The 26256-nt window shown below is 50.7% G+C and carries 25 protein-coding genes; 5 read left to right on the forward strand and 20 right to left on the reverse strand.

Annotated elements, in window-relative coordinates; genetic code table 11:
• The first annotated feature begins 117 nt into the window (after positions 1-117).
• From I2H39_RS17945 to I2H39_RS17960, 4 genes are read left to right on the forward strand one after another with little or no spacing between them, the layout of a single operon-like run.
• Positions 118-336 carry a 4Fe-4S binding protein gene (locus tag I2H39_RS17945; RefSeq protein WP_195627198.1) on the forward strand — a complete coding sequence of 73 codons (219 nt, stop codon included), beginning with the start codon at positions 118-120 and terminating at the stop codon, positions 334-336.
• A gap of 3 nt (positions 337-339) precedes the next feature.
• Entirely contained in the window at positions 340-1401 is a 1062-nt protein-coding gene (locus I2H39_RS17950; protein ID WP_138309540.1) for a 3-methyl-2-oxobutanoate dehydrogenase subunit beta, read from the forward strand.
• A gap of 1 nt (position 1402) precedes the next feature.
• Positions 1403-2155, forward strand: coding sequence for a thiamine pyrophosphate-dependent enzyme (locus tag I2H39_RS17955; protein ID WP_195627199.1), 753 nt, complete (start codon positions 1403-1405; stop codon positions 2153-2155).
• 2 nt (positions 2156-2157) lie between these two features.
• On the forward strand, positions 2158-2721 hold the full coding sequence (locus I2H39_RS17960) for a 2-oxoacid:acceptor oxidoreductase family protein (RefSeq protein WP_138309542.1): 564 nt from the start codon (positions 2158-2160) through the stop codon (positions 2719-2721).
• Positions 2722-2800: 79 nt separating this feature from the next.
• Here the strand turns inward: I2H39_RS17960 and I2H39_RS17965 are convergent, their stop codons facing one another.
• From I2H39_RS17965 to I2H39_RS17990, 6 genes are all read right to left on the reverse strand, one after another.
• Complete coding sequence (locus tag I2H39_RS17965) at positions 2801-3640, reverse strand: CAP domain-containing protein (protein ID WP_195627200.1); 840 nt, start codon at positions 3638-3640, stop codon at positions 2801-2803.
• Positions 3641-3736: 96 nt separating this feature from the next.
• Positions 3737-4579, reverse strand: a complete 843-nt coding sequence (locus tag I2H39_RS17970; RefSeq protein WP_195627201.1) for a carbohydrate ABC transporter permease — start codon at positions 4577-4579, stop codon at positions 3737-3739.
• A gap of 12 nt (positions 4580-4591) precedes the next feature.
• Positions 4592-5479 carry a sugar ABC transporter permease gene (locus tag I2H39_RS17975; protein ID WP_195627202.1) on the reverse strand — a complete coding sequence of 296 codons (888 nt, stop codon included), beginning with the start codon at positions 5477-5479 and terminating at the stop codon, positions 4592-4594.
• A 49-nt stretch (positions 5480-5528) separates the two neighbouring features.
• On the reverse strand, positions 5529-6827 hold the full coding sequence (locus I2H39_RS17980) for a sugar ABC transporter substrate-binding protein (RefSeq protein WP_195627203.1): 1299 nt from the start codon (positions 6825-6827) through the stop codon (positions 5529-5531).
• A gap of 17 nt (positions 6828-6844) precedes the next feature.
• Positions 6845-8506: a glycoside hydrolase family 32 protein gene (locus tag I2H39_RS17985; RefSeq protein WP_195627204.1), complete on the reverse strand. Its 1662-nt coding sequence runs from the start codon at positions 8504-8506 to the stop codon at positions 6845-6847.
• Positions 8507-8736: 230 nt separating this feature from the next.
• The gene (locus I2H39_RS17990) at positions 8737-9711 is read right to left on the reverse strand and encodes a LacI family DNA-binding transcriptional regulator (protein WP_195627205.1); all 975 of its coding nucleotides are present in this window, start codon (positions 9709-9711) and stop codon (positions 8737-8739) included.
• 381 nt (positions 9712-10092) lie between these two features.
• Between I2H39_RS17990 and I2H39_RS17995 the strand changes: the two genes are divergently transcribed.
• Positions 10093-11445 (forward strand): nucleobase:cation symporter-2 family protein, encoded by a 1353-nt coding sequence (locus tag I2H39_RS17995; protein ID WP_195627206.1) that lies wholly within the window; start codon positions 10093-10095, stop codon positions 11443-11445.
• Between the two features lie 126 nt (positions 11446-11571).
• Here I2H39_RS17995 and I2H39_RS18000 read toward each other — a convergent pair whose 3' ends face one another.
• From I2H39_RS18000 to I2H39_RS18065, 14 genes are all read right to left on the reverse strand, one after another.
• Entirely contained in the window at positions 11572-12018 is a 447-nt protein-coding gene (locus I2H39_RS18000) for an RbsD/FucU domain-containing protein (RefSeq protein ID WP_138309550.1), read from the reverse strand.
• Between the two features lies 1 nt (position 12019).
• A complete protein-coding gene (locus I2H39_RS18005) occupies positions 12020-12955 on the reverse strand; it encodes an amidohydrolase family protein (protein WP_195627207.1) in 936 nt (311 codons plus the stop codon).
• A gap of 29 nt (positions 12956-12984) precedes the next feature.
• Positions 12985-13764, reverse strand: coding sequence for an SDR family NAD(P)-dependent oxidoreductase (locus I2H39_RS18010; RefSeq protein ID WP_171042650.1), 780 nt, complete (start codon positions 13762-13764; stop codon positions 12985-12987).
• Between the two features lie 52 nt (positions 13765-13816).
• Positions 13817-14947, reverse strand: a complete 1131-nt coding sequence (locus I2H39_RS18015; RefSeq protein ID WP_138309553.1) for an ABC transporter substrate-binding protein — start codon at positions 14945-14947, stop codon at positions 13817-13819.
• A gap of 54 nt (positions 14948-15001) precedes the next feature.
• A complete protein-coding gene (locus I2H39_RS18020; protein ID WP_138309554.1) occupies positions 15002-15979 on the reverse strand; it encodes an ABC transporter permease in 978 nt (325 codons plus the stop codon).
• A gap of 1 nt (position 15980) precedes the next feature.
• Positions 15981-16910, reverse strand: coding sequence for an ABC transporter permease (locus tag I2H39_RS18025; protein WP_195627208.1), 930 nt, complete (start codon positions 16908-16910; stop codon positions 15981-15983).
• Entirely contained in the window at positions 16903-18441 is a 1539-nt protein-coding gene (locus tag I2H39_RS18030; protein WP_138309556.1) for a sugar ABC transporter ATP-binding protein, read from the reverse strand. The genes I2H39_RS18025 and I2H39_RS18030 overlap by 8 nt, the downstream gene beginning before the upstream one ends.
• A gap of 46 nt (positions 18442-18487) precedes the next feature.
• On the reverse strand, positions 18488-19663 hold the full coding sequence (locus tag I2H39_RS18035) for a mandelate racemase/muconate lactonizing enzyme family protein (RefSeq protein WP_195627209.1): 1176 nt from the start codon (positions 19661-19663) through the stop codon (positions 18488-18490).
• A gap of 135 nt (positions 19664-19798) precedes the next feature.
• On the reverse strand, positions 19799-20461 hold the full coding sequence (locus I2H39_RS18040) for a GntR family transcriptional regulator (RefSeq protein ID WP_138309558.1): 663 nt from the start codon (positions 20459-20461) through the stop codon (positions 19799-19801).
• 248 nt (positions 20462-20709) lie between these two features.
• Complete coding sequence (locus I2H39_RS18045) at positions 20710-22113, reverse strand: sugar transferase (RefSeq protein ID WP_195627210.1); 1404 nt, start codon at positions 22111-22113, stop codon at positions 20710-20712.
• Positions 22114-22165: 52 nt separating this feature from the next.
• A complete protein-coding gene (locus I2H39_RS18050) occupies positions 22166-22678 on the reverse strand; it encodes a hypothetical protein (protein ID WP_195627211.1) in 513 nt (170 codons plus the stop codon).
• Positions 22679-22690: 12 nt separating this feature from the next.
• A complete protein-coding gene (locus tag I2H39_RS18055; protein WP_195627212.1) occupies positions 22691-24010 on the reverse strand; it encodes a GGDEF domain-containing phosphodiesterase in 1320 nt (439 codons plus the stop codon).
• 23 nt (positions 24011-24033) lie between these two features.
• Positions 24034-25032, reverse strand: a complete 999-nt coding sequence (locus I2H39_RS18060; RefSeq protein ID WP_195627213.1) for a radical SAM protein — start codon at positions 25030-25032, stop codon at positions 24034-24036.
• Positions 25033-25041: 9 nt separating this feature from the next.
• A complete protein-coding gene (locus I2H39_RS18065; protein ID WP_319638380.1) occupies positions 25042-26256 on the reverse strand; it encodes a glycosyltransferase in 1215 nt (404 codons plus the stop codon).

Consider the following 26256-nt stretch of genomic DNA (forward strand, 5'->3'; position numbering starts at 1 on the left):
TGTAAAAATCAAACATCCTCTGCTTGACATTTGTAAAGCAGCGGATATATAATTCCATGTAACGGAACATTGTTCTATACAGCAGAACAACAATAAGTATTGACAGGAGGATTATTTATGAAGGTCAAAGTAAATAAAGACCGCTGCAAGGAATGTGGATTATGTATTCACCACTGTCCAAAACAGGCTATCAGCAAATGTGATACCCTGAATGCCAACGGTTATTACCCCGTCCAGGTGGACGACCAGGCGTGCATAGCCTGCGGAATGTGCTATACCACATGTCCGGACGGCGTATTCCACATATTAGGTGAAACAGAAGGGGAGGTTGAATGATTCATGGCAGAGATGATGAAAGGCAATGAAGCCATTGCAGAGGCAGCCATCAGGGCTGGAGTGAAATTCTATGCAGGTTATCCCATTACGCCGTCCAGCGAAATCATGGAATACTTATCCTGGCGTCTTCCTGAGGTAGGCGGCAGTTTCGTGCAGGCTGAAAGCGAACTTGCAGGCATCAACATGGTAATCGGCGCAGCAGCATCCGGAGTCAGGGCTCTGACGGCATCTTCCGGGCCAGGCATTTCTCTGAAGCAGGAAGGTGTATCCACACTGTCCGACGAGGGCCTGTCCGCTGTGGTTATCACCCAGGTACGCTACGGAAACGGGCTTGGAACCCTGCTTTCAGCCCAGTGCGACTATAACCGCGAGACAAGAGGCGGCGGCCACGGTGATTACCGCTGTCTGGTATTTGCCCCTGCTTCCGTACAGGAATTTGTGGACCTGATGCGTCCTGCTTATGAGCTGGCAGAAAAGTACCGGGTGGTATCCGTCATGATGGGCGAAGCTACTCTGGGACAAATGATGGAACCGGTTACCCTTCCCGATTTCGTGGAGGCAGAGCGGACTCCCTGGGCTTTAAACGGACATTATACATATAAGAAAATCGGCATATTCCAACGTGACTCCATGAAGGAAGCCGTGGAGCTGGTGGAAAAGTACAACACCATCAAAGAAAATGAGCAGCGCTGGGAAGATGAGGGACTGGAGGATGCGGATTATGTTTTCGTATCATACGGTGTTCCGGGCCGCAGCACCCTGGGAGCTGTCCGCGAGCTGCGGGCCCAGGGAGAGAAGGTGGGAATCATCCGTCCCATTACAGTATGGCCATTCCCGGAAAAGGCGTTCCGCAAAATCAATCCTGAGGTCAAGGGAATCATCACTGTGGAAGCCAATGCAACGGGCCAGCTGGTGGATGACGCTGCCCTATACACCAAAAAGGCGCTGAAGGAACGCAATGTACCGGCATATGCCCTTACCTATGTGTTTGGCACACCTACAATACGGAATATCAAAAAAGACTATTTTGAAGTAAAATCAGGCAGTAAAAAGGAGGTATATTAATATGTCAGCTTCCAAGAAAGAAAAAAAGGTTCCCGTTCTGGTAGATAAACCAATGGACTTCTGTCCCGGATGCGGTCACGGAATCATCAGCAGGCTGATTATGGAATGCCTGGACGAACTGGAACAAAATGACAATATCATATTCCCCATCGGAGTGGGGTGTTCCTCCAACCTGGGGGCAGGCCTTGAATGCGACCGCCTCCACTGCTCCCACGGCCGCGCCGGCGCCGTGGCAACGGGCATGAAACGGGTTAATCCGGATGTGCTGGTTGTCTCCTACCAGGGTGACGGCGACGCATATAACATAGGAATCGCCGAGACCTTCAACGCCGCTTACCGGAATGAAAACATCACGGTCATTGTTGTAAACAACACCAATTTCGGCATGACCGGCGGCCAGATGAGCCTCACCACCATGGAGGGGCAGAAAACCTCCACCAGCGTCCATGGCCGCGACTGCAGCGTTACCGGTTATCCCCTTCGTTTCCCGGAGATGGTTGCCAGGGAATTCCCCGGCTCCGCCTATGCTGCCAGAGGAACCGTCACCAGCCCAGCCAAAATCAACCAGCTGAAGGGTTATATCAAAAACGGACTTAAGGCCCAGATGAACCATGAGGGCTATTCCGTCATCGAAGTGCTTTCCCCCTGTCCCGTCAACTGGGGACTCTCTCCGGTAAAGGCAATGGAGCGCATTGAAAATGAGTTAATTCCCTACTATCCATTAGGTGAATTCAAGAAAAGAGAGGTGCATTAAACATGAAGGAAATTGTATTTGCAGGCTCCGGCGGCCAGGGCGTGTTGACAGCCGGACTAATTATCTCTGATATTGCCGCCACAGAAGGCATCAATGTCACATGGGTTCCCTCCTATGGCTCCGCCATGCGGGGCGGCACAGCCAACTGCACCGTAAAATACTGCGAGAACACCATCTACAACCCATCCCAGGAACAGCCCGACCTGCTTCTGGCTATGAATAATCCGTCCCTCCACAAATTCCTTCCCCTGGTAGCTCCGGGGGGCGTAGTGGTGATTGGCGACCTGGTGGAAATTCCCGGCAATGCCAGGACGGATGTGACTTATGTAAGGGTTCCGGCCACAAGGATTTCCACGGAATTAAACAATCCCAAGGGCGCAAATATTGTCATGACAGGCGCAATCGTCAGGCTCATGGGAGACTTCACCAAGGAGGCCGCCATTGCAGCCATGAACCACATGTTTGAGAAAAAAGGCAAATCCCGCTTCAATGAAGCCAATGCAAAGGCATTCAATGCAGGGTATGATGCCGTAGAAACACTGGCAGGAGATTCCTGCGTCAGATAGAACACAAATGTAAGAGACAGCATGAAATGGCTATCAGCTATTTCATACTGTCTCTTTCCGTTTTCCTTCACTCACACCATTATTTTATAAACAGCTGTGTCCAATAATCCGTTCCGCTGGCATCCTGATAATGTCCTACTCCGATGGAAGTAAAATCCTTGTTCAGGATGTTGGCCCTGTGGCCTGAGCTGTTCATCCAGCTCTGCATAACAGCCTCAGGTGAATTCTGGCCATAGGCAATATTCTCACCAACGTTTCTGTAGCTGATGCCTGCCTGTGTCAGGATTGTGCTGAAATTGCTGCCGTCCGGTCTGGTATGTGAAAATGTACTCTTGATTTCGCGGGCCCTGGTGTTTGCCGCTTCTGCCACGCCTTCATGGACGGACAGGGGGCTGAGACCGGCCTTTGCGCGCTCTGCATTTACCAGCTCTGCCACTGCGTCTGCAAATGCATCCTGGCTGCCGCCATTATCCGGCTTGCCGGGAACTGTATCACCCGGAGTTTCGGGAGCCGTACCCGGATTGTCAGATTCGCCTGGCAGTGAGTTGTCCGGTCTGTCCGGCAGCATGTTGTCCGGGCTGTCCGGCAGTGAGTTGTCCGGCAGCTCGGGTGTTGGGAAAACAAAATCCGGCGGCGTAACCTGGGGCAGGCTGTTATCCGGCAGCACGGGGCCTGCGCCCCAGCCATTGTTCTGGTTCCCGTTATTGTTCTGGCCCCAGTTGTTGTTCTGGCCCCAGTTTCCATTCTGGCCCCAGTTGTCCGGAATACAGTTCTGGCCTCCCACTCCAATCACGTATGCGCTTCCATTGGAAAAGGGAATCTGATATGTAGATACGGCCGCCAGTGATGTCACCGGCATTGCTGTGGATATAAGCATGGCTGCAGCTGCGGACAATGTGTAAATAGATATCTTTCTCATGGTTACCTCCTTATGTGTTACATAATTATTACATTTCTGTTACAAAACTATAATAACACATAATTTTTGGTAAGCCATTAGGGAAAAACTGGAAACCTATCCTTTGATTCCGGTGGACGCGATTCCCTCCACATAATATTTTTGCAGAAATAGAAACATCAGCAGCATGGGAATGGCTGATATGGTCAGAGACGCCATGATAGCGCCGTAATGAATGGGCTTTGAACCAAAAAAGGTCTGTATGGCCAGCTGTATGGTCCTCATATCTTCCCCTGTCACCACCAGCATGGGCCACATAAAGTCATTCCAATGCGCCACAAAATCCAGAATAAAGATAGTGGCATATACGGTGCCTGAAATCGGCATGACAATGGTGAAAAATGTTTTAACAGGACCGCACCCGTCAATGGCTGCTGCCTCCAGTAAGTCGTCGGGTATATCTATGAAGAACTGGCGGAACATATAGATGGAAAAGCATTTTCCCACAAAGGGAATGATGAGTCCTGCCCAGGTGTTCACCCAGCCCAGACTTGCCACTTCCTTATACAGCGGCAGCATGATGGCCTCCATGGGCAGCACCATAAGGCTGATGACCACCGTAAGAAGGAGTTCCTTTCCCGGAAAATCGAACTTTGCCAGAGCATACCCGCAGACGGAATTCACGGCCAAATCCAAAATTACAATGATAAATACATAGAACAGGCTGTTCAGGATGAATTTAAGCATATTGACCCTGGTAAATACCTCAATATAGTTGCCCAGGGTGGCTGGTGTGGGCCAGAACGTCTTAATGGTGCTCATATCCGAAAAAATCCGTGCCTCAGGCTTTAAGGATGCCGCTATCATCCATAGGAGGGGCGACACAAAAATCAGGGCCACAATTGTATTTCCGCCGTAAAACAAGATTCGCTTCAGGGTATCTTTCTCTTTTTTTCCCATGATTATCCCTCCTTAATCCGCCTTGATGATGCGCTTTAACATCAGAGACATGGTTACCACAATGATGAAAAAAACCGTGGCCACGCTGCAGGCATACCCGAAATTCCGACTCTGGAATCCCTGCTCGTAGATATAATACACCAGGGTTCTGGTAGAATTCTGGGGTCCGCCCTGGGTCATGACATATGGCTGTGTAAACAGCTTCATCGCCTGAATCATGGTTATCATCACCACATATTTGATAACGTTTTTGAGTCCCGGCAGGGTCACGTATAAAAACTTCTGCCACGCCCCTGCCCCGTCAATGGATGCAGCCTCATACTGGTCCCCCGGAATGGCCTGAAGGCCTGCCAGGAAAATCATCATCTGGTATCCTGCCGCCTGCCAGGCGGACATAAAGATAATGGAGTTCATGGCCGTCTTTGGGTCTGTCAGGAATCCGCAGGCGCCAAATCCCAGTTTTGTAAGAAATGCATTCAGAAGTCCGGTGCTTGGATTGGGGTTATATAGTACGCTCCACAGAATGGCCACCACTACCATGGATGTAATGTTAGGGCTGAAATAGGCGGCCCGGAAAATGGATACCCCCTTTCTTCTGGATGAAATCAGCATTGCCAGCAAAAGAGCCAGGGCACACTGGAAGGGAACCACCACAACCGTGAAATAAATTGTATTCACAAGGGACTTTCTGAAATCCCGGTCCCCGAAAAGGTCCGCAAAATTATCCAGTCCGCAGAATTTAATTTTGTCCGGCCTCAGAATATTGTAATCCGTAAATGCATAGCGCACAGTGGATATGGCCGGCAGTATAAGGAATGCTGCCAGGAGCACCACTGCCGGAAGGACAAACAGGAACGCTGCATGTCTTTCATGGACCTTGCTCTTTGTACCATACTTCATGATATGCCTCCTTTCCCCTTAGAGGGAGGGGGATGTCATCCCCCATCCATTACTCTGCATAGTTCTTCTGGTAATTGGAATCAAAATCAGCCGCCAGCTGGTCCAGCGATTCCTTTACGTCCGCACCTGTAAATATGTTCATCATTGCCTCGGAAAATCCTGGGGACAGGACCGTATATCCCGGTGTCCTCGGCCTTGGATGACCTGTATTCAAAGACTGCTCTTTAAAAAGGGAACGCGGATATTCATTGTACTCCGTAAGTGTGTCATAGCTGGAAGCCCTGGTTGGCAGCTTGGCTATGGCCTGCGCATAGGAGGTCACGTTTTCTTTATTCATCAGATAGGATATAACGTCGCCGGCCGCTTCCCGGTCCCCATTCTTTGTGATGCAGGCTGCCCAGTCTCCTGTGGGGGAAGCGTTGATGCCTCCGTTGTCAGCCACAGGAAAATAGGTAACGCCCCAGTTCATATCCGGGAATGACTGTTCCAGTGTTGCCACTTCCCAGGAGCCTCCCAGCATGGTGGCGCATTTTCCGTTGTGGAATTCCTGCTTCATGGGGTCCACATTGGCATAACCGTTCTGAATCAGGCTGTTGAGGAAACCGGCTGCCTGGATTCCCTTTTCACTGTTCACATATCCGTCCGCCTTCGCGCCGTCCTCGCTGACAAAATCCGTGCCATTGGATATCCAGAACTGCTCCAGCACATAGGGCAGTCCCTCGCCCTTGTCCATGATGATGTTGGTGCCTGCCACCTCTGCAGTTGTCAGCTTCTCTGCAATCTCCCCAAACTCAGACCAGGTAAGGGCATCCTCCATCTTATCAGGCATGGCAATGCCTGCTGCATCCGTCATGTCTTTATTGTAAAACAGCGCCACGGAGCTCTCCGTCGCTCCCATGGCATACAGCTTTCCGTCGTATGTACCCTGAATTTTAATGGATTCCACAAAATCATCCAAATCCTCCTGCGTAAAGCAGTCGTCAATGGGAACAATGATGCCGTCCGCCGCATAATTGGAGATGTTGGGACCGTCCACATAGAGAATGTCCGGCAGGTCATTGGATGTCACTGCCGCATTAATCTTATCCTCATAAGCATAGGAGTCCGCACGCACAATGGCCTCCCTTTTAAGCTGGATTGCTCCCTTATGCTCCTCGTTAAATGCATTGATTTTTTCAGCCCACCATTCCTCAATGGCCGGTTCATCCGTTGGACTCCAGATTGTCACCACCTTTGTGCCGTCGCTGTTTGTCCTGCCTCCTCCGGATTTGGAACCGCCGCAGCCGCCCAGTACAGATACAGCCATAACCCCTGCCAATGCAACACATGCCAATTTCTTATTCTTCATATATAATCTCCCTCTCTTCATGCTTTATGATTCCATATGGATTCCATGGTCCATACTTCCAGTCTCTCCAGTCCGCCCTCCTCAAACTCGGCTTCCAGATATCCTGTGCTGCCCTCCTGGTAAAACAGCTTGGTTCCTGCGGATTCCCCATGATTCAGATACACTTCCGTGACTCTGCGGTCCACAAACAATTCCGCATAACGGACATTCCTTATATCAGACGGAAAATGGATTCCTTCCACTTCCTTCCTGGTGGACACCAGGCCCGTAATTCCATTCCTACGCACCAGAGAGAGCGTATCCTTCCCTTCCCTGGCAGCAATCACCCGGAAATCCTGTTCTCCCTTCACCCATATCTTAACAAGAAATGAATTGCCCGGTATATCCATCCCCTTCACCTGGTTCTGATTCCTGATTTCCAGTATCCTTTCCTTTGCCAGCCCGTAACATTCCCTGACCGGCTCCTGATACAGCCGGCTGTTCCTGATGTGCAGCTCCCTTGGCAGGGAAAAACTCCCATACGCCCCTCCCGGCCTCAGCCTGTGTTCACCGTAAAAATCAGATATCCACCCCACTGCAATCCTTCTGCCATTGTGTTCAAAGGTCTGGGCCGCATAAAAATTGCTTCCGAAATCATACCATTGCTGACTCTCCGCCTGAAACTTCCGGCCATCAAAAGTTCCGATATAACACCGTGTCATCTGATACCGGCCTTCCCGGTCCCGGTGGCACATCCATGCCCCGGCCGCCACATGTTTTCCGTCCAGCTCAAAGAAATCAGGACACTCAAAGGTCCTTATGCCCGGTTCATATTCCTGCAGCAGCGGCCCCTTGTAGAGCCATGTTCCATTCTCCCTGCCGTAGAGCAGAATGGACGGCACCCCCTCCAGGGCAGCCCCCAGTACCATATAGTCCTTCCCTTCCATATTCTGTATCTTGGGGTCCCTGAAATCAAAGGACACGCCGGCTGGTTTCTCCGCGATGCAGGGGCATTCCTCCTCCACATGGATGCCGTCCACGCAGACAGCCTCTGTCTGCCATTCCCTGGTATCCTCTCCATCCTCCAGCGGACCGTCGTGCCGGGTCAGGCAGATATACATCCTGTCTCCCGATACCTGGGCGCTTCCCGAGAAAGCACCGCCTTTGCGCTTCCGGTCCCTCCACAGGGACGGCTGAGGCTCCAGTACATGGGGCATATGGGTCCAGCGGACTAAATCCCTGCTCACCGCATGTCCCCAGTACATATCATTCCATTCCTGGCCAAAGGGATTGGACTGGTAAAACAAATGATAATATCCCTTAAACCAGCAGAGCCCGTTGGGGTCATTTACCCAGTTCATGAAGGGAGCGAAATGATACTGTTCCCTGTAAGGGGAGTCATACCATTCTGCCAGGTCTGTCTGTGTCCCGTCTTCCGTGTCAAGAAACCTGACCCCCCGCTCTCCAAGGTCCTGCCCGCCGCTTAAATATAATTGGACAATACATACCCCCTCCTGACTGATGCGGTATATACCTTCCTCCGGCAATGCAAGCAGTACCCGGCGGTACCAGTCCTGCTCCATGTGAATCTGCTGTTCCTTCCCGCTGGGGCCTTCCAGACAAATCCATCCCTCTGATTCACTGGTTCTCCGGGCAAATATGCAGATGCATTCATACCCCCCTCTGTCAAATTCCAACATTCCCGCCACCACCTTTACTGTTTTGTCTGTCCTTTTTGTCTATGTGGAACCCGTTCCATATTCACAATATAGTATAATTCGTTTAATCTGTCAATGGTGTTTTTAATTTTAAACAAAAATAGTGCACAATATACAATTTATAGCTCGGTATATTGTGCACTATTTATTCTTTCATTCCTATATTTTTCCAAAACAGAATTATGGTTCACTCCTGCTTGTTGTGGAACATATTATACCGTTCCACCCCTTTGTATGGAAACAGGCAATACCTGTTCCATTTCCACCTGCCTTCCATCCAAAAGTTCCATCATGGTATCCACACAGGCCCTGGCCAGTCCCGGTATATCCTGGGCAATGCTGGTCAGCTCCGGCGTGAAGAGCCTGGTCATGTCCACTGCATCATACCCCACGATATGCAGCTGCTCCGGCACCCTTATCCCTCTCTGGTTCGCTATGTTCAGACAGTAGAGCGCTCCTATATCCGTAGTAAAGACGCCGTCTATATTGCGGTAAATATCCATATACTGTTCCATGATACGGCAGTAATAGTCATACTCCATCATATTCCACGCCATTTCAATGGTCTTGACCGCAACTCCGTTCTCCTCCATGATTCGGTTAAACTCATGATGCCTGTCATTGGAAGGGGTATGGACCCGGAAGGAGCCTCCGAAATTCAGCACATTGCGGCATCCTGCGTCCAGCAGCAGCCCGGCTGCCAGCCGTCCGCCTTCCCTGTGGTCGGAATGAATCATGGGAATGTCCGGTCCCAGGTCACGGTCCATGGACACCACCGGTTTGTTCAGGTTCCGGTACGCATCGTCCTGAAGGGAATGGGCCCCGGTAATGATTCCATCCATCACGTTCTGCCGGAGCATGTCGATGAAGTCCTGTTCCCGGTTGCTGATTTCAATGGTATTGCATACCATGGCCTTATACCCGTTCTTATACAGCTGTATCTCCATGTGCTTCAATAATTTGCTGAAAAATGGATTTTCCATGTCCGGAACTACGATTCCAATGATACCGGTCCTGTTGCGGAACAGGTTCCTGGCCAGTTCATTGGGATGGTAATCCAGCGCTTCTGCAATAGCAAGAATCTTTGTCTTTGTCTCTTCCGCCACATAACCGGTTCCGTTCAAAGCGCGTGAAACCGTTCCGACCCCGACTCCTGCCTTTTTCGCCACATCTCTGATACTTGCCATGTCTCCCAATGTCCTCCGTCCTCTGCATTCATTACCTTGTATCTTAACAGGCGCCACCGGAAAACGCAAGGGCCCATCCATGTGTTTCATCACCTCTCTGGTCAAATTACACGAAAATGATTGTCACTTTCAGCGAAACTCAATATTTCTTCAAACGTATATTGATTTATTAAATATTTGTGCTACACTAATTGACGTGTTGGTCATTTTATTAACAAGATGTTTATTAAATAAATGATATTTAATTTAATAAAGTAGTTTAAACAGAGAGTTTGACAGCCTTTTACAAAGTGCTGCTGCTCTCTTTTTATTTTGAGTTTGGCAACCTTTCACAAAGTGTTGTTTTTGATAAAATCATAAAGACTTAAAGGAGACAAGAAAATGACACCAATTAACACCACAAGCAGTTCTTCCAAATTCGAACTGGACGGCAGGCCGGGAATGGGCGAAGCAGTTCCTCTGGGACTTCAGCATGTACTTGCCATGTTCGTGGGAAACATAGTTCCCATGATACTGGTTGCATCTGCAGCCAGCCTGTCGGCCCGTGACGCAAACATGCTTCTGCAGTGCTGCATGCTGGGGGCAGCCATCTCAACCGTGATTCAGCTCTATCCAATCAAAATCGGCAGCATACGGATTGGGTCCGGACTCCCCTGTATGATGGGACTTACATATGTGTTTCTCCCGGCCTGTCTTTCCATTGCCGGCAGCAAGGGCATTGCCTATATATTCGGCGCCCAGATTGCAGCGGGAATCGTAGCTGTCAGCTATGGCGCGCTGCTCAAAAAAATGTCCTCTTTTTTCCCTCCGGTGGTAACCGGAACAATCGTCATGACCGTTGGCGTATCCATCTTCAACCTGGCTATTGGAAACATTGCAGGCGGCACCTCTTCGCCTGATTTCGGCGCACCTGTGAATTGGGCGGTTGGCTGCTTCGTGGTACTGGTGGTCCTGGGCTTTAATGTGTACGGCAAGGGCCTTCCCAAGGTTGCAGCCATCCTCATCGGCATGACGGCAGGCTACATTCTCTCGGTTATACTGGGCCTGGTCAGCTTCTCAGGCATTGGAGAAGCTGCATGGTTTGCTGTCCCCAGGCCCCTGGCCTTTGGCGTTAAGTTTGATATGGGGTATTTCCTCATTTTCATCCTGCTCTACTTCATTGTGGCCGTACAGATGATAGGTGATTTTAATGTTTCTTGTATGGGCGGACTGGACCGTGAACCCACTCCGGACGAAATCGGCGGCGGCGCAACTGCAAATGGAATCACATCCATTATTTCCGCTGTCTTCAACAGCTTCCCCACCGCCACCTACAGCCAGAATTCCGGTATCGTGGCCCTGACCAAGGTGTGCTCCCGCTATGTCATCCTGGTTGGATGCGGCATCCTGTTCCTGGCAGGGCTGTGCCCCAAGGTGGGAGCCGTCCTGTCAACCATCCCCAACTGCGTCATTGGCGGCGGCACCGTAGTCGTGTTCGCCATGATTGCAACCTCAGGCATGAAGCTTCTGGCCAAAGCCGGTTACTCCAACAGAAACTGCCTGATTATCGGCGTATCCCTTGCCTTTGGCCTGGGCACCCAGTTCTGCAAAGGCGCAAGCGCGCAGTTCCCTGCCGGAATCGCCGCCATGCTGGAGGAGAACAGCGTAATCCTCACCTCCATACTTGCCATCATCCTTAATCTGGTGTTTCCAAAGGACCCTGGGGAGAATGGAACTACGTCAGGAAAAGCATAGGACAAATACGGTCCGGACGCCGGTCCTGCACCTCAAAGCGGCCCGCTATGCAAGACGCATAACGGGCCGCAGCCATTTTTGTTTCTTTTACTGCACAATGTTCAGATTGATATACTATTTCTGCTGTCAGTACACAATCCCCTTCCTCAATATGATATTCCCATAGATAGCCGATTCCCCGGACTGAACCACACAGTACGCCCTCTTTGCCTGTTCATAAAACTCGGAGCGTTCATATTTTCCTATAGCCCCTGTTCCCCGGCTGTCGTGGGCCTCCACAATTTTTTCATATTCCTTCCAGATAACTATATCCAGATGCTTGTCACACTCCATGGTATCCATAAGCATGACCGGCGTCTCCACATTTGTGTCCAGCGGAATCATCTGCAGCACTGCATCCAGCAGGGCCGGCACACCGTGTCCGTCCGCTCTGAGATAGACAGCCCCCTGCGCCCTGGCAATGAAGGCTCCTGGAAAATTGCCGTCCCCTATGCAGATACAGTCCCCATGTCCCATCTCATCCAGGGTCTTAAGCAGCTCCGGTGACAATATATTCGGTACATTCTTCAGCATATCATGCCTCCATTTCTCCATTCATCCCATGGTCAAAAAACAGCTTGTTCCCGTTATGGTACAGGATTTTCTTCTTATCCTCCTCTGTCAGGAAAAGGGCGTGAAATTCAACCATGTCCTTCATCTGCTGATACGTGTAACGGTTCAGCGTGGTGGGACAGTCGCTTCCCCACAAAAGCTTATCCGGTCCCATTATTTCATACGCTTCCCTCAGGTTGCTGATTGCTGTGGGACAGGGGTATTCCTCTGCCAGGAGCTGGCCCATGGCCGATATACCGAACCTCACATTATCCAGGGTCCCCAGCTTCAGAAGCTGTCTGTGCTTTTCCCGGTCCCCTCCGGGTGTCAGATATCCCATATGTTCAAATATGAAATAGGTTCCTCCAAATTCCCGGACCATATTCTTAAACTCTTCCGGCAGATATGCGGTTCCCCTGGTTGCTCCCGTGTCAATGATAACATGGAGTCCCTTAGACGCAGCCGCACGTATCAGGGGATAGATGGTTTCATAATGAAACATGGTGCAGGGATGGACTGCCAGCCAGCCCCAGTCGTCGCTCATCTCCAGTTTCAGCGCCCTGAACCTGCCCGTATCCGCCAGTTCCTCCATCTGCCTTACTGCGCCGGCTCCAAAGGGGTCCACCTGAATCACCCCGGCAAACACATCCGGATAACGCTCCACTGCATCCATGATTTCCCCGTTGATGCATCCAATGGTGGGATTCTGCAGCAATACAGCCTTTTCCACCTCTGACCGCCTCATCATTTCCAGAAGGTTTTCAGCGCAAAAGGATGTATGGTCGCTGAGGGGCGGCATGAAAGGCTCTGTTGTGCCTCCGTTTATCACTCTGCCCCAATGCTCAGACACCACGGTTCCTTTGTTGTTGTGTCCGTTTACCCTGCTGAATATATGTGCATGTATATCGATTGCTTTCATGATTTCTTCCTCTTATTGTCCTCTGACCATCAGCTCATGATGAACCCGCCGGTCACATTGAGTGCCTGTCCCGTCATGGCGCTGGCGCTGTCGGAGCACAGGAACTTCATGGCCGCCGACACCTCCCCCGGTTTCATAAAACGCTTCATGGGCACATTTTCCCAATCCTTGTACAATACCTCCTGGTCAATATGCTCTGCATCTGCATGCCATTTCAGGATATCCCCAATCCGCTCACCCTCAATGGGGCCCGGGCACACGGCATTGACGCGGATATTATGGTCCACCAGTTCCAGGGCCAGGGTACAGGTCAGCCCGATAATAGCCCACTTGCTGCACACATAATCAGAACGGTAGGGCAGGCCCCTCTTGCCCACATTGCTGGAAACATTAAGGATGGCTCCTCCGTTTTCCTCCATAAGGGGAATCATCTCCCTGCACACCATCATGGTTCCTGTGAGATTAATGTCTATGGTCCTTTTCCAGTCAGACAGTTCCATATTCTTTACAAGGCAGGCATTGTTGCCATTGATGCCTGCCACATTTAGCAGTACATCCACCTGGCCGCCTGTAAGGGCCGCAACCTCCTTCCCCATTCTGCGGACATCTTCTTCCTTGGAGATATCGCACATCACGCTTCCCAGTACTATTCCCTTTCCATCTGCAACCGCCCTGGACGTGGCGCCGCAGTCCTTTAAATCCACCAGCACAACATGGGCACCCTCTTTTGCGAAATCCTGGGCCACATACTGGCCCAGCCCGGTGCTGGCCCCTGTTACTACTACCTTTTTACCTTCATAGAACCCCATGCCAAAACCTCCATACATTCTTTGTGATATTTTTCCGGATACATCTACTCTATTAATAGTACATATCATTGTCAACAAGATACTGATAATATTTTTCAGTTGCTTCCTTGTTCACCGTCATGTCAAAACGGGTAAAGGGAACGCTGATGGCGCTCTCAAAGGATTCGCCCTTTAACACCTTCTCCACCAGGTCCATGGTTGTCTCGCCAAAATATGGGGTACACTGCACACAGGCGTAAATCCTGCCTTCCGTGATGGCTTCCAGAGCGTCGCGCATGCCGTCCTTGGAAACGATAGCCCCCAAAAGGTCGGTACGGCCTGCGTCCTCCATAGCCTGCATTGCGCCAAAGGACATCTCGTCGTTGTAGCTGATGATAAAATCAACGCTTCCCTCCGGATACTTGTTCAGGAAGTCATCCATAACGGAACGGGCTGTGGCGCGTGAATAGTCTCCGGACTGGGAATCCACGATTTCGATGTCAGGATATTGTTTTAATACTTCCCGTATGCCGTTTGACTGGTCAATGGACGCAGACGCCCCTACTGTTCCGCTGATTTCCAGGACTTTGCCCTTGGGCTCGCCGTACTTGTCTGTCAGGAATTCCGCCACATACTCGCCGCACTGGCGTCCAACCTCGGTGAAATCCTGTTCAATCTTTGCCACATATGTACCTGTGCCAATGTCAGCCCCTACCGCCCTGTCAATGGTTATAAGGGGAACGCCTGCCTGGGAAGCCATATCCACGCAGGGGGTCAGGGCCTCTGTCTGGACCGGGGCCACCACCAGGATATCCGGCTTTCTGGATAATAAGTCCTGGATGTCCGACAGCTGTTTGGAGGGGTCGGCTCCCGCGTCCGCCCAGATAAACTCATATCCCCTGGCTTCTGCCTGTGCCTGCATGTCGTCTGTATTGGTCACACGCCAGGAGTTGCCGTTGTCCCCCTGTGAAAAAGCCAGAAGCTTTGTTCCCGTATGGCTGTCCCCATTCCCGGATGCTTCCGCTGCCCCGGTCTTCCCCTGTGCCTGGGTTTCTCCCTTTGCCTGTGACTCATCTGCCCTGGCTGCAGCAGTAGTCTCATTTTCCGCCGCTGCAGGCGCCTTTGTCTCATTTGCGGAAGAACCGCAGGCTGCGAGGGATAATACCATGGCAGCGGCCAGTAATGCTGAATACATTTTTCTCATTGTTTTCTACCTCCATAAGATTGTGTTTGTTAATGCTGTATATAATTATTTATGTTACTTTGAGTTCTTCCCCTGGTAAATGTTCAGGAGCACCGTGGCAATCAGGATGCATCCCTTTAAGCCTACATGGAGGGCGCTTGGCACACCGATTGTATTCATGAAGTTGCTGAGCATACCCAGTATCAGTACTCCCAGGCACACATTGAACAGGCTGCCCTCTCCTCCGGCCATGGATGTCCCCCCTATAACCACTGCGGTAATGGAATCCGTGTTAAAGGTGCCTGACACGGAAGGGTCCCCCACCGACAGTCTGGATGTGTACAGAATGCCCACGATGCCGCACAGCAGCCCTGATATGATATAGGACGACCCTATGATGCGGTCCGTATGGATGCCGGACAGCCTGGATGCGGAAGCATTTCCGCCTGTACTGTACAGCTTTACACCAAAGGATGTATATTTAAGGATGGCTATGATGACAATGGCCGCAAAAATCCAGAAATACACATAGATGGATATGGACGCAATCTTCATCTTTCCCAGAAGCAGAAACTCCTTTTTAATGTTGAACACAGTATGGCCGTCCACAAATATGTAACCCAGCCCTTCCGCAATGGTCATGGTTCCCAGGGTGGTTATAAATGAATTGATTTTCAGCCTGGTGGTAAGCACCGCATTTATCAGGCCAAAGGCAGCTCCCAGTAAAACGGACAGCGCCATGGACGGCACCACCCCTATATCCTGAAAGAGCACATAGGCCACGGAACACATCATCATCACCGAACCAACGGATAAATCAATACCGCCGGTGAGTATAACCAGGAACTGTCCGATGGCAATGATGCCCAGCATGGCGTTCTGGTTAAATAGATTTACGATGTTGCTCTTCTGCAGGAAAAGACCCTTGGTGGAGACAGTCAGAACCGCTGCCATCAGCAAAAGGATAATAAACAGACGGTATTCGCTCCACAGCTTTCTCCCCTGCGCCTGTCGGTCTGATTCCTGCGCCTTCCTGTTTGATTCCTGTGTCATCCTACTTCACCTCCCTCTTTCTGCCTGCCCTGGTATTGAAGTAAACAGCCACCAGGATTATCAGCCCCTTTACCACCTTCTGCCAGTAGGAGGAAACTCCCATGAGGTTCAGTATGTTGGTTATGATTCCGTAAATCAGGACTCCTGCAAATGTATCGCTGAGCTTGCCCACACCCCCAAACAGGCTGGTGCCTCCGATGATGGCGCATGCAATGGAATCCATCTCATAGCCCACGGCCTTGTCGGGCAGGCCCACCCCCAGCCGGGACACGTAAATAACTCCGGCTACAAAAGCGCATACAGCGCTGATTGCGTAGGCTGTATAACGGACATGCTCCACATGGATTCCCGATAAGCGGGAGGACTCACTGCTGCCGCCAATGGCATATATATGCCTGCCCGTTGCCGTATGGTTCAGCACCAGGGTAAACGCCACGGTCAGGATGAGCCAAATCAGCACACAGCAGGGAATTCCTAAAATGGTGCCGTAAGCAATGGCGTTTATGGGCTGCCAGGAGATATTGACGGAATTCTCCCCTGAAATCCACAGTGCCAGGGTCCTGGCGATTCCCTGCATTCCAAGGGTCACCACAAAGAGCGAGATTCCCCGGTTTACAAAGAAGGCATTGACCAGTCCCAATACCAGCAGGGAAGCCGCTGCCGCTCCGAAGGCCCCCGCCGCGCTGACAGGAATCAGAATGGCCACCAATACGGATACCAGAGCCAGGAACGAACCATGGGACAGGTCAAAACCGCCTGTAATCAGTACAATGGTCTGGCCGATTGCCAGCACGCCGATGATGGAGGACTGACTGAACAGGTTCATGATGTTGGACATGGTGCGGAAATTTTCCGATACCCCGCAGGCTCCGATGAAAAACACTGCCAGGAACACATAAATCATATTATCCCGTATCTTCTTACTAACCATTGGCCCCATCTCCTTTTCTTAAAGACCTGGGAAGCGCGTATTCCAGCAGCTCCTCCTGGGATACCTGATTGGAGTCAAAATCCTTTGTTATGCTGCCCTCGGACATCACCATGATTCTGTCGCTGATATTCAGGATTTCGCTCATCTCAGAGGATATCAGCATAATTGCATGGCCCTGTTCTGCAAATTCCCGGATAATGTTATATATCTCTGTTTTGGCTCCCACGTCGATTCCCCTGGTGGGCTCGTCCAGAATCAGTATCCTGGCACCGGTAGCCAGCCATTTCGCCACTACAATTTTCTGCTGGTTTCCTCCGCTCAGGTTCCTTGCCTGCTGGGCGGGACTGCTGCACTTAATGCTCAGCTGCCGTATGTACTTCTCTATGGTGCTGTTTATCCTCTTTCTCTGAAGCAGGCCCAGACGGCTCAGTTTGTCCAGCACCGTAAGAATCACATTGTTCCCAACGCTCTGTATCAGTACCAGACCGTCGTTCTTTCGGTCCTCCGGAATATAGCCAATACCGTATTCACACGCCCTGGATGGCGAATCCACCCTGGCCTCCTTTCCAAAGACTCTGATAGTGCCGCTGTCTATGGGGTCTGCTCCGATGACAGCGCGGGCCAGCTCTGTCCTGCCTGCGCCTACCAGTCCCGCCACCCCCAGTATCTCCCCGGAACGCAGGCAGAAGGATATGTGGTTCAATGCCGTACCGCGGTTTAAATCCTCCACCTCCAGGGCCACGGGCTTAGACGGGTCGCCATACTGAGGAGTGATGTCCTCGTCCACCTCATGGCCCACCATTTTCTGAATCAGTTCCTTTCTGGTGGTATTCCTGACATCCATCACATCAATCAGCATCCCGTCCCTGAGAATTGTTATCACATCCCCGATTTCAAATATTTCCTCCAGGCGGTGGGAGATATACACGATTCCCACTCCCCTGGCCTTAATTTTCCCAATGGTCTTAAACAGCACCTCCAGCTCCCTGCCGGTCAGCACATCGCTGGGTTCGTCCAGAATCAGCACCTTGCTCTGAATGGACAGGGCCTTGGCAATGGCCACCATCTGTTTCAGGGCAACACTGAGCTGGCCCACAGGTTTTCTCACATCCAGCTCAATTCCCAGCTCTTCCATAAGGGCTTCCGCTTCCTGTATCATCTTCTTCCTGTCAATCAGAAAGGCATTTTTCTTTATCTCATTGCCCAGGAAAATGTTCTCTGCAATGGACATGCAGTCCACCAAATCCAGCTCCTGATAAATGGGATTAATACCCATGGCCCTTGCCGCCTTGGGATTGGCCGGCTTTACCTGCTCCCCGCCCATGAATATAATTCCCTCGTCGCACTGATACGCACCGGAGAGAATTTTAATCAGCGTGGATTTTCCTGCCCCGTTTTCCCCGCACAGACAATTAATCTTACCCGGCTCCAGGAAAAAATCCACATGGTCCAGAGCCTTTATTCCTGCGAAATTCTTCGTTATGCCGTACATCTGGACCACATAATCCGGATTGCCTGTCACCTTCTCCATTCCCCTCACCTCCTGTACTCCATACCGTATCTTATACCGTTCTGTTCTATAGGTCGGCCCTGTACTTGGCCAGCACCTCCTCGTTGATGTCCACTCCCAGACCGAATCCCTCCGGCACCTTTACCTTGCCTTCCTCAATGGCAATCGGCTCCTTTAAAAGCTCATCTCTCAGCGGATTGAAGTTGCGGTCATATTCCACCATGGGTTCATTCTGGAACGGAACCGGATTGGCGGTATGGGGAGACAGCGGCAGGGCGGAAATCGCGTTCAGCGCCGTTGCCAGGGCTATGCCGGACCCCCACACATGGGGTATCACATTTATGCCATAGGCGGCGGCCAGGGCATGAATCCGCTGGAACTCAGTCAGCCCGCCGCTGACACAGATATCCGGCTGGGCAATGTCGATACATCCCCTGGAAATGAGATTCTTGAATCCATACAGGGTATACTCGCATTCGCCTCCTGCAATAGCGATATCCAGCTTGTTCCGCACCTCCCTGTAACCCTCCAGGTCTTCTGGTATGACCGGCTCCTCCATGAAGAGAATATTCTCCTCCTCCAATACCCGTCCCATACGGATGGCTGTATAACTGTTATAGGCGTGGTTGCAGTCCACGAAAATCCCTACCCCGTCCCCCACGCTCTCCCGGATGGCCCTTACCCTGCGGGCATCCTCAGCAACAGACAGCAGGCCCACCTTGATTTTCAGGTTTTGGAACCCCAGTTCAACATAACCTGCAGCCTCCTCCCTAAGCTCATCAAGGGTTCTGCCCATTCCCAGGTAATCCTCTCCCCGGTAATAGCATCCGGTTGCGTACATCGCCACATGGGTACGCCTCAGTCCCCCCAGCATCTGTCCCACGGATACCTCCATCCGCTTTCCGCAGATATCCCACAGTGCAATGTCCACCGCGCTGATGGCTTCTATGTAGGTGCCCTTCTGCCCGAAATCCTTGGTGTGGTTATACATGTCCGCCCACAATATGCCCTTGTCCATGGGGTCCCTTCCCAGCAGCATGGGCGCCAGCACATGGTCCACACATGCCTTTACCGGCTCCGGAGGGCCGTACTGGCCTCCCTCCCCCCATCCGTAGATGCCTTGGTCCGTCTCGATTCTTACCAGAAGGCTGTTCCGCTCCGGGAACCCGCACTGGGATGAAAAGAAACGTTTTTCGCCCAAAGGCACCCTCAGTATCATTGACTCCACTTTTGTAATCTTCATCTTGTTCTACCCCTTATATGTTTGTTCTGAATCACTGGTTCCGCATGTTTTAGAACTTTTAGTATACTGATTGTATACAATTTATAGGATGGAAACCTCCTTTCACCGGTAATTAAAATGATATGGCTGCGGAAATCACCACAACCTGGTATTTCTCAGGGCACTTAACATGTCCTGCTGCGTACTGTAAATATGTTCCTCCATTAGCTTGGACGCCTTCTGTGCATCCCGCTCCTTTACCGCATCAATGATGGCCCTGTGTTCCTGGTTGGATTTCTCCATCCTCCCGGGCAGTGATGAGGCCATGATACTGAGCTGCTGTGTCTGCTCCCGCAGATTATTGATGATTTGAAGAATCCGTCTGCTGCCTCCCACACATATCAGCATGTGGTGAATCTGGTTTCCCGTGTCCGCAGACTTATGGTAATCCCGGCTTTCAAATTCCTCCATGGATTTGTTCCAGTCATCCTCCATCTGCCGGATATTGGCCTCCGATATGATGGGGACCGCGTTTTTCACGCAGATGCTCTCAAGAGCCTGGCGAATCGTATATATCTCCACAATATCCCCTTCGGTGATTTCCCTGACAACGCTCCCTCTGTAGGGGATGATGGTCACGAAACCGTCATGCTCCAGCCGCTTCAGGGCGTCCCTGATTGGAGTCCTGCTGACATCAAATTCCCTGGCCAGGTCCTCCTCCACCAGAGGTTCCCCGCTTTTTAATTCCATACGCAGTATCTTGCCTTTTATTGCCTCATAAACCTCGTTGGATATGATTGCTTTTTTCGATTCCTTCATGCCTTCCTCCTGATTCCATTTATATTATAACAGACACGAAATTGTTTTACTTATTGTATACAATCAGTATACTATTCGTTTCAACCATAATCAATGCTTACTTTTACCAGTTTTTCTTTTTTGTTTTTGTGAATATTGCACAATTTCGTCCAGGATATTCATTTAAATCCCTCCAAACCATTCTATATCATACCAGAAAACAAAAGAATCCGCCACAGCCAATGCCATGACGGATTCATGTTCCGTACCTACACTCCCCCTCTGCGCTCCATAACCACAAGAAGGGTCTTCAGTATGATTTTTATGTCCATTTCTATATTCCACTCATCTATATACTGGCTGTCCAGCTTAACCACTTCCTCAAAATCCGTGATATCACTTCTTCCGCTAATCTGCCACAGACCGGTGATTCCCGGCTTCATGGCCAGACGCTTTTTGTGGGCAAAGCTGTATGCCTCGTACTCATCAACCGTTGGCGGCCTTGTGCCAACCAGGCTCATATCGCCTTTCAGCACATTGTAAAACTGCGGGAATTCATCCAGGCTGGTCCTTCTGATAAAATGTCCAATGCCGGGAATCACCCTGGGGTCATCGTCCATTTTAAACATGTTTCCCCTAACCTTATTCTGGGGCAGCAGGCTCTCCTTCCGCTGTTCTGCGTCCCTGACCATGGAACGGAATTTGTAGATGCGGAACATTCTGCCGTTCTTTCCCACCCTTATCTGGGAAAACAGGACAGGTCCCGGCGACCTGATGCAGATAAGCGGTCCCACGATGATTCCAATTAAAAAGGCCATAACGCAGCCTGCCAGTCCTCCCGCTATATCCAGCATCCGCTTGCAGAACAGCATTTGCATGGGAATCTCCCGGTTAAAGCAGGATATCACATTCATGCCGTTGACCCGTTCCAGCTCCTTGTGCGGAATTTCCTCCAGATACTGTTCCATATAGATATGTACCACCATTCCTACAGAGAGAAATTGTTTCGCCAGTTTCGCCTCTTCCTCCGGCTTTCCCGGCATGCTTATCAATACCTCGTCAATGATATGGCCCCTCACATATTCCGTCACCTCGTCCATGGTGCAGCTCACGGCTGTCCCATGGATTTCTGCTCCCTTCATGTCCCGGTCAGCTATTGCCAGGCCCTGGATGTGGAAAACCGTGAAGGGATGGGCGCAAAGACGCTCAAGCAAGATGCCTGCCTGCTGCTCAGTGGCAATCACCAGCAGAGTCCTGGCATACTTAATCTTGCGGAACTTCCTGGTCAGGTACCGTTTAACCAGCAGCCGTTCCCCATACATAAAGAGAATTCCCGCAAAAAAGGCGGCAAACAGGACCACCCTTGAGAAAATCCCGCTGATTCGAAAGGCAAACAGGCATACCGCCTCTATGGCAAAGGTAACGGCCATATGTCTGCATACTGCTTCCATTTCCTTCAGATACCCTCTGTACAGGATTCCTCTGTAGCCATCTGAAAAAAAGGCCACCGACAGTGTAATGGCCGCCAGCATGATTCCCAGCTGGACATAGCTGATATACAATTCCCCCTGCACCCGCTCCTGGCTCAGTATCACCACCAGGCCGTGGGCCAGCTCCAAGGCCGTAATGTCGCCTATTATGAAATCCAGATGCTTTGTCCTGGCATTCCTCATACCTTATTCCTTCTTCCCTGCTGCTCCCGGAACTGTCTGATGGCCCGGAAGTTCACGTCTGTATCATGCACAGCATGCGCATTAACTCCAGTCCGCTTCTGAAACTCACTATTTTACCACCGGTAAGCCTTCCCCTGATACCGCCCTGTATACTGGAGTTCTCCCTGAATTTTATGTATACCGCCAGCACTTCCCGGGCCTGAAGGGCCTGATGGAACGGTATCTGGTCCAGACCTCCCATCTGCTTATCCCTGATTATTTCAAGGGGCGCAGCCGCCATGGTCTGATACTGCTTTTCCATATCCCTGTTCAGAAACCGGGGCTCTGCCTTGGAGCAGGGCGCTCCCAGCCAGCTGCATATCCGGTCCAGCTTTAATACCAAATCCCCTGCCCCCTCAAACTTCACCGCATCCTTAAGATAGCAGCTGCATATATCCCCATATATGCCTGCCTCCCGGCCTCCGTGTATACAGACCAGCATTGTGCTGGCCCGGTCCGGTACAATGAAATCCTCTGTCTGCCTGACTGCATCCCCGTTATCATTCCTATTTTCATTCCGACTCATCTGAAGGCCTCCTCACTTCTTTTTCACCCTGTAAATATACCTGGCCTCATATTCCTGCTGCGGTATAGGGCGTTCATAGTAAAAACCCTGGACATACCTGCATCCTATCCTGTGCAGCAGCCTCTTCTGTTCTTCTGTCTCCACCCCTTCTGCAATCACTGGCATTCCCAGCCTGTCAGCCATCTGGATGACGCTGGCCAGTATGATTTCTCCCTTTTCCGTCATAATGCCGTTGGCCAGGAACTGCATATCAACCTTCAGGGCATCCACATCAATGTCCTTTAGCATATTCAGGGAAGAGTAACCGCTTCCAAAATCATCCATCAAAGTGATGAACCCTGCCTGCCGCAGTCTCTGCACAGCTGCCTGCATCAGTTCCGGTTCCGAAACACATGCGCTTTCCGTTATTTCCAGATTCAGAAGGGATATGGGGATGCCGTATTTTTCAATCAGTCCGAGAAACATATCCGCTAATCCTGGATTGTAGAGACTAATCCTGGAAATGTTGACGGTCATGGGGGACAGGCATATGCCGTCGCCGCGCCATTTACCCATCAAACGGCACACATGCTCCCAGACATAGTAATCCAGCCTGGCGATAAACCCGTTTTTCTCAAAGACAGGTATAAACTTGCCTGGAAAAATCAAACCTACTGCCGGATGCTTCCAGCGCACCAAAGCCTCCGCCCCATAATCCCTGTTGTCTGTAAGGTCAAATTTAGGCTGGAAGTAGATGACGAACTGCTCCTGGTCCAGCGCATACTGCATTCCATTGACAATGGCAGCCTCCTCCGCCTCCCTCCTCCCCTGGTCCGGGTCATAAAAACCAAGGTAAGACCCAAACTGGTATTTACATTTCCGGCTTCCCGCAAAGGCTCTGATATACATCTCTTCCACAGGCAGGTCAGGTTCATCTATTATATATGCTCCTACAGTGGGCTCCAGCAGGTAATCCTTATGGCGTGACCCCAAATCATCCCGCACCATCCCCACCTGCATGATTACTGTTTCATAGTCATAAGGTTCGCATATGCAGAAGGTATCAGCAACCGTCCTTCCGTATGTACTGATTTCCACATAGTCTGATATCCTTCTTATACTCCCTGCCAGAAACAGCAGCAGCGCATCCCCCTCTCCTTCTCCGAATACAGTGTTATAACGGCGGAACCTGTCTATATCGAATCTCAGGAACACAAACCGGATGTCCCTATGTGCATCCACCATGCGCCGGGTTTCCCTGAACATCTTTTCCCGGTTGTACAGGCCGGTCAATGCATCGTGATTCATTGCATATCTCTGTTTCCTGCGTATCTTTTTCCTGTACTCTGTCATTTCAGGCCCTCCTGTTTTCACGCCTAATCTATAAATGGATTCTCATCCAGGGAGTATCTGCCTCCCTTTAGGAATTTATGTTTTAAAACCCACCATCCGGGTATCCAGATATATCTGTGCATTGCAGGCGAAGCGCTTCCAATCATCCAGCAGTTCCTGTCACAGCTTCTGGTAAGCCGCCGGACCTGCCTTGCCTGTTCCGAGTTCCACAGCTCTTCAAACTCCTGTTCCCTCAGGTTTCCCATGACAGCCTTACGGCACATGCCATTGCAGGGAATCACATCGCAGTACGGGTCAATAAAAAATGCGTCTCTCGACATGTCGCAGGGAAGCAGACGTTTATTTCCATATATGTAATTAATCAGTCCATGGTTGAAATATGCGCGGAACCACTTTTTGGGGGAGCTGCTTTGCAGAAGTTCATTAATCAGCTTCTCAAAGTTCCCGGCAACCCTTTTCTTATCCTCAATCCGGTTGTCCGTTTTCCTGAAATAAAAGGAATTATGCAGGGTGGCTGTTGCAAATTCCATCCCCATCTGGTCAGACAGACGGTACAATGGCACCAGGTCCTCACAGTTCATGTCCTGGACCGTCATGCCAAAGCCCACATCAGGATGTCCCATCCCAACCAGCGTTGTCAGTGTTTCATATCCCCGGTTGAACCCATCCGGAATGCCTCTGATTAAATCATTTGTTTCCTTAAGTCCCTCAATACTGATTCGTATTCCCACCCTTGGAAATTCCCTGCATAAATCAATGATTCGGTCTGTGAAATATCCGTTGGTAGAAATAACCACCCTGTCCGATTTTTTGTATAATTCCCTTACAATATCCGGCATATCCCTGCGTATGAACGGCTCCCCGCCCGTTATGTTGGTAAAGGCCATATCCGGCAGTTTCCTGATTACATCCAGTGTAATCTCCTCCTCCGGCCTTGTTGGATATTTAAAGCAGTCGCACATATTGCAGTGCGCATTGCAGCGGTATGTGACAATTACGGTTCCGTATAGTTTCCCAGCCATTGCTTCTCCTTACTGTCTCAATTCTTCTCTGTATAATTCCATCAGCTTGTCACAATATGTCTCTGCTGTGTCATACCGGACCTTTCCGCAGTTCTCCGCCCAGGCTGAACACAGCGCCGGTGAATTCCACAGGTTCCTTATCTTTTCCTTCAGGTCCTCCAAATTCCCGCTGTCAAATAAAGCCCCGTTTACCCCATCCTCTATCAGCTCCGGAATCCCTCCTATCCTGGCTCCCAGGACAGGAGTGCAAAGAAGCTGTGATTCAATCACGGAAAAGGGACAGTTCTCATAATACTCAGACGGATAAATGCTGAATCTGGCCTCCCGTATTACCTTGTGCAGAGCCTCACCGGTCATGAAACCGATGTTTCTTATATTGGGCACCCCCTCTGCCAGGCGTTCCAAAGGACCGCTGCCCGCAAAGACAAAGGGAATGTACGGCAGTTCCCGGCATGCCTTTAAAAGGGTTCCCATGCCTTTTTCGCTGGAATACCTGCCAAAGTACAGGACGTAATCTTTTTTGTGTGTTGGCGGCACTTCCATATTGCCGGCAAAATTGTGAAGCGTCACAGTCCTGCCCCTGAACAGCTCCACCTGGTTCATCTTTGTCTCCAGGAAATGGCTGGGGCATATAATCCGGTCTATATACCGGTATGTGCCAAGTTTTCTGTAGACCGCTCCCTCTGCAGCGCCCAATATGCTTTTTACCAGAGATGAATGTATGCATTTTTTCCTGACACAGTTTTGATACCGTCCGTCCACGCAAAGCTCACAGTTCTGCCCGTCCCCGGGCGAGTTGAGCATATGGTTGGGACAAAGCAGCTGGTAATCATGGGCCGTATAGAATATGGCCGTCTTTTTCCCCGTCCTTTTATCATGGGCCCTGACTCCGTAAATAACAGAAGGGGTCAGCTGATAATTAAAATTGTTCAGATGGACTACATCCGGGTTAAAATCCTTCAATACCTGCTCCAGCTTATTCTTTGCTTCCCTGGAATACAGGATTGAAAAAGGATACTTAAAACGTCTCATGCCCCTGGTATGGAAATCCAGGCCGGATGTATACAGATTGCTGGCATTGCCAAGAGTCCTGTCCGGGTCGTCCATGCCAAAATACTGGACTTCATGGCCTTTTTGGTGCAGACAGGCGCCCAGTTCAATGATATAGGTTTCCGAACCGCCCCTGGGCTTCAGGAATTTATTGATTATCAGGATTTTCATCAT

This window comes from Clostridium sp. 1001283B150225_161107_B6, assembly GCF_015556325.1.
Taxonomy (GTDB): Bacteria; Bacillota; Clostridia; order Lachnospirales; family Lachnospiraceae; genus Enterocloster.